The sequence below is a fragment of the Devosia sp. genome (genome assembly GCF_028290645.1).
Lineage (GTDB): Bacteria > Pseudomonadota > Alphaproteobacteria > Rhizobiales > Devosiaceae > Devosia_A.
On sequence record NZ_JAQGJL010000045.1, the window covers coordinates 1 to 4,604 of the forward strand.

General features: G+C 64.0%; 5 protein-coding genes. 3 read left to right on the forward strand and 2 right to left on the reverse strand.

The window, feature by feature from the left end; genetic code table 11:
* Positions 1-1,229 (reverse strand): RelA/SpoT family protein (locus JWQ89_RS02545; RefSeq protein ID WP_299638145.1); only part of this gene is annotated, 1,229 nt, incomplete at its 3' end.
* A 117-nt stretch (positions 1,230-1,346) separates the two neighbouring features.
* Complete coding sequence (gene rpoZ, locus JWQ89_RS02550; RefSeq protein ID WP_055878973.1) at positions 1,347-1,715, reverse strand: DNA-directed RNA polymerase subunit omega; 369 nt, start codon at positions 1,713-1,715, stop codon at positions 1,347-1,349.
* 342 nt (positions 1,716-2,057) lie between these two features.
* Between rpoZ and JWQ89_RS02555 the strand changes: the two genes are divergently transcribed.
* From JWQ89_RS02555 to JWQ89_RS02565, 3 genes are all read left to right on the forward strand, one after another.
* Positions 2,058-2,666, forward strand: coding sequence for an NYN domain-containing protein (locus tag JWQ89_RS02555; protein ID WP_299638150.1), 609 nt, complete (start codon positions 2,058-2,060; stop codon positions 2,664-2,666).
* Between the two features lie 25 nt (positions 2,667-2,691).
* A complete protein-coding gene (locus JWQ89_RS02560) occupies positions 2,692-3,327 on the forward strand; it encodes a uracil-DNA glycosylase (protein ID WP_299638151.1) in 636 nt (211 codons plus the stop codon).
* Positions 3,328-3,466: 139 nt separating this feature from the next.
* Positions 3,467-4,318, forward strand: a complete 852-nt coding sequence (locus JWQ89_RS02565) for a FecR domain-containing protein (RefSeq protein WP_299638153.1) — start codon at positions 3,467-3,469, stop codon at positions 4,316-4,318.
* Positions 4,319-4,604 lie beyond the last annotated feature (286 nt).

Below are 4,604 nucleotides of genomic sequence, written 5' to 3' on the forward strand. Positions count from 1 at the left end.
TCGATCGGCGTCGCGCCCCGCGGCAGCGCGATCAGCCGGCCGCGCGGGGTGAAGCAGAACACCTGGTCCTGGAACAGCTCGAGCTTGGTGTATTCGAGGAAATCCTCGGTCGATGACCCCGCCGTCAGGTGGCTGATGGTCTGCCGCAGCCAGACGAAGGCCTTGCTTTCGTTCTCGATCTTGTGGATGTCGGTGGCGCCCTCCTTGTAGAGCGCATGCGCGGCGATGCCGAACTCGGCGATCCGGTGCATCTCCTCGGTGCGGATCTGCAGCTCGGCGCGCTGCCGCCCCACCCCGACGATGGTGGTGTGGATCGAGCGATAGTCGTTGTGCTTGGGGACCGAGATGTAGTCCTTGAACCGCCCAGGCACGACCTTCCAATTGGTATGGACGATCCCCAGCGCCTTGTAGCAATCGGCCACCGTCGGCACGATCACCCGGAAGCCGATCATGTCCGAGAGCTGCTCGAGCGCGATCTGCTTGCGCTCGATCTTGGTGAAGATCGACCACGGCGACTTCACCCGCGCCGAAACCCGCGCATCGATCCCCTCGCCCTTGAGCTTCTCGCTGAGCTCGGTCTTGATGGTCTTGATGGTGTCGGCAAAATCCGACTTCATCTCGGCGAGACGGTCGGTGATTGCCTTGTAGTGGTCGGGCTGCAGCGTCTTGAACGCCAGGTCCTCGAGCTCCTGGCGCATGTCCTGCATGCCCATGCGGCCGGCCAGCGGCGCATAGATATCCATGGTCTCGGTGGCGATGCGCTTGCGCTTGGCCACCGGCACGAAGTCCAGCGTGCGCATGTTGTGCAGCCGGTCGGCGAGCTTCACCAGCAGCACGCGCACGTCGGCGGAAATCGCTAGCAGGAGCTTCCTGAGATTCTCCGCCTGCGCTTCCTCGCGGGTCACCAGCTGCAGCCGGTCGATCTTGGTCAGCCCGTCGACGATCGAGCCGATCTCAGGGCCGAACAGCTGGTCGATCTCGGCGCGCGTCGCGTCGGTGTCCTCGATGGTGTCGTGCAACAGCGCCACGGCGATCGAGGCGTCATCGAGCTTCAGATCGGTGAGGATGGCGGCGACTTCGAGCGGATGGGCGAAATACGGGTCGCCCGAGGCACGCTTCTGCGTGCCATGCTTCTGCATCGCATAGACATAGGCCTTGTTGAGCAGGGCCTCGTCGGTATTCGGGTTGTAGGCCTGCACCCGTTCGACGAGTTCGTACTGACGCATCATGGGGTTGCCGCACTCCTACGCGGCCCCGCCTTGGCGGCTATGCAGCGATGCAAACAAAAAAGCGCCGGGCGGATACGCCCGACGCTTCAAGACTATATATGCGAGATCAGTAACCGATCAATCGTCGCGACGCTCGGGCGGCGCCAGCGACTCGATACCGCGCAGCAGCTCGTCTTCGCTGATCGTATCGAACGTATCACTGTCCTCGTCGGCATTGGCGTCGAGCAGCGGAGCGGCGTGCTTCTCGGGCTCGTCGACCTCGACATATTTCTGCAGCGAATGGATCAGGTCCTCGCGCAGGTCTTCGGGGGAAATCGTGCCGTCGCCGATCTCACGCAGCGCAACGACCGGATTCTTGTCGTTGTCGCGATCGACAGTGATCGACGAGCCGGCAGAGATCATGCGGGCGCGATGAGCTGACATCAGCACCAGGTCGAACCGGTTCTCGACCTTCTCAATGCAGTCTTCTACGGTGACGCGGGCCACGTACGTCTCCAGGATGTTGTGGGATCAAGCGGCCCTCATACACGAGCGCTCCCCGGTGCACAAGTTTTTCAGCCCGACACACGCACGCGTGTTTTACCACAGCCAAACGCTTCCCGAGGGGCGTCAAATTCGCCTTACGGAACAAACGCTTGTGCCGCCGCAACGAAACACGACCTAACGGCTCCATATTTATTGTTATTGCAAATTCCCGGGATTAAGCGCGTATTCCGAACTTAGGGAGCGGACCACGCCATCGGGCTGCCCTTCGATCCTAGCGGTAAGCCAACGATATTTGATGCCGGGCAGCCTGAGAGGCCGGCCGCCCCGGTCAGGAGAGCAGGCATGTCAATCGATCCGCGCGAGAAGATAGTTCTCTTCATCGATGGCGCGAATCTCTATGCGACCAGCAAGGCGATCGGCGTCGACATCGACTACCGCCGGCTGCTCGCAGAGTTTCAATCGAAGTCCTACCTGCTGCGCGCCTACTACTACACCGCCCTCGTCGAGGATCAGGAATACTCCTCGATCCGTCCGCTCATCGACTGGCTCGACTACAACGGCTTCACCGTGGTCACCAAGCCGGCCAAGGAGTTCACCGACGCCTCCGGGCGGCGGAAGATCAAGGGCAACATGGACATCGAGCTGACCGTGGACGCGCTCGAGATGAGCCCGTTCTATGATCACCTGGTGCTGTTCTCGGGCGATGGCGATTTCACCGCGCTGGTCGCGGCGCTGCAGCGCAAGGGCAAGCGCGTCACGGTGGTCTCGACGCTTACCACGCCGACCCCGATGATCGCCGACGACCTTCGCCGCCAGGCCGATTTCTTCATGGACGTCGCCGATCTCGCCAAGATCGTCGGCCGCGTGCCGCCGGTGGATCGCACCCACCCACCCGAGCGGGTGGCGGCGGTTGACCGCACCATGGCGACCGTGGACCCTAAGGGGACCTGAGTCCCCTCCTCCACGGTTGCCCCACTTGCCTGAAACCAATCCGCCGCACGATTGCCCACGCTGCCCGCGCCTCGTGGCGTTCCGCCACGACAACCAGCGGCACTATCCGGATTTCTTCAACGGGCCGGTGCCGACCTGGGGCGATGCGCATCCGGGGCTGATGATCGTCGGCCTCGCCCCCGGCCTCAAGGGCGCCAACCGCACCGGCCGCCCGTTCACCGGCGACTACGCTGGCGACCTGCTCTACGCCACGCTCGAAAAGTTCGGCCTCGCTACCGGTCACTACAAGCAGCGGCCGGACGACGGCCTCAAACTCCGCAACGTGCTCATCGCCAACGCCGTGCGCTGCGTGCCGCCGCAGAACAAGCCCACCGGCGACGAGATCCGGACCTGCCGTCCGTTCCTCGGCGCAGCCATCGAGGTCCACCGGCCCAGGGCCTTCCTCGCGCTCGGCCGGATCGCCCACGATTCCCTGCTCACCACGCTGGGCGAGAAGCGCTCGAAGTTCCCCTTCGGCCACGGCGCCGAGCACCGGCTCAGCAGCGGCGCAACGCTGTTCGATAGCTACCATTGCTCGCGCTACAACACGAACACGGGTGTGCTGACGACGACGATGTTCGAGGATGTGGTCGGACGGGCGGCGGCGCTTGTCGCCGTGTAGCCGGCTTCGTCGCCTGACGAACGTTAACCTCGGCCTCCGAACATCTTGAACGCCCCGTTGATCTTCTTCGTAAATAGAGTGTTAATGCGCGGATCGACAGAGTTTGAGGGCAAGGGCTGTGCTATTTCGCCGGGTATGCTTGGCGCTGATCGCCGTGATGCTCGTTGCCGGCGGAGCTGGCGCTCAGGATAAACTGGGTCAGGTCGCCGAAGTTCGTCCCGAGGCGACGGGAGGGCTCGGAAGCAACCGCATTACGCTCTTGCGTGGCAGCGAGTTGCGTGAGGGCGAAACCATCGTCACCGGGCAAAACGGGGAAGTGCAGGTCGTTTTCTCGGACGAGACGCACCTCGTGATCGGTCGCGGCTCGACCCTGGTCATCGAGCGCTACCTGATGCGAAATGACGGCACGCCCGAGAAATTCGCCGTCAACGCGCTGGCCGGGACGTTCCGGTTCATCACCGGCAAGGGCGAGAAGAACGCCTATCGGATCGCAACGCCGACGGGCACCATCGGCATCCGCGGCACCGAGTTCGACTTCACCGTCGAGCGCGCCACCGGCAGGACCACCGTGGTGCTCTTCGAGGGCGGCGTGATCCTCTGTCCGACATCGGGAGAATGCGTCACGCTCACCGAGCGATGCGGCGTGGCGCAACTGCTGTCGCGGCGCGAGGCCGACCTCGTCGACCGCGAGGCCGACCGCCGCAAGGTTGCCGGAACGGCGTTTCCGTACGTGTCCTCGCAGTCCCGGTTGCGGCGAGACTTCCACGTCTCCAAGCCCTCCCAATGCGCCGCTGCGCTGGACAGGGTGGAAACAGGATCAACCCGCGCCATCGCCGCCACCGACTTGCCGCCGCCGCCTCCACCTCCGCCGCCTCCGCCGCCTCCGGACGATCAGGGCAACGGGAAGGACAACAACGGCGTAGGGAACGGCGGCGAGGGTTCCGAAGGCTCCGAGGAACAGGGCAACCCCGGCCACGGCAAGAAGAAGTAGGACCAGCACCCAACCTTCGGCTCCCATGGCCACGCTGCCTTAGTCTCTCCCTCCCCCTTGTGGGGAGGGATCAAGGGTGGGGGTGGCTACAGCCGCGCTGCCCCAGGTGAAAAATTCTTCCCCGACTTATCCCCGCGCTCTCCACCCGTCGTATTCTCTCCCCATCCGCTGCACCTGAAGCGAGGTCATGACGAGTGGTTGGTGCAGCGGAGACCGGGTGGGGTGGTAGTCGTATCACCCCAGGCGGAAACCATGACGGTCGCCCCAGGTAGCGCGGGGAAGCCGC

Excerpts from the sequence above, each read along its gene's own strand:
- JWQ89_RS02555 (WP_299638150.1), top strand. The coding sequence starts at position 2,058 with ATGTCAATCGATCCGCGCGAGAAGATAGTTCTCTTCATCGATGGCGCG.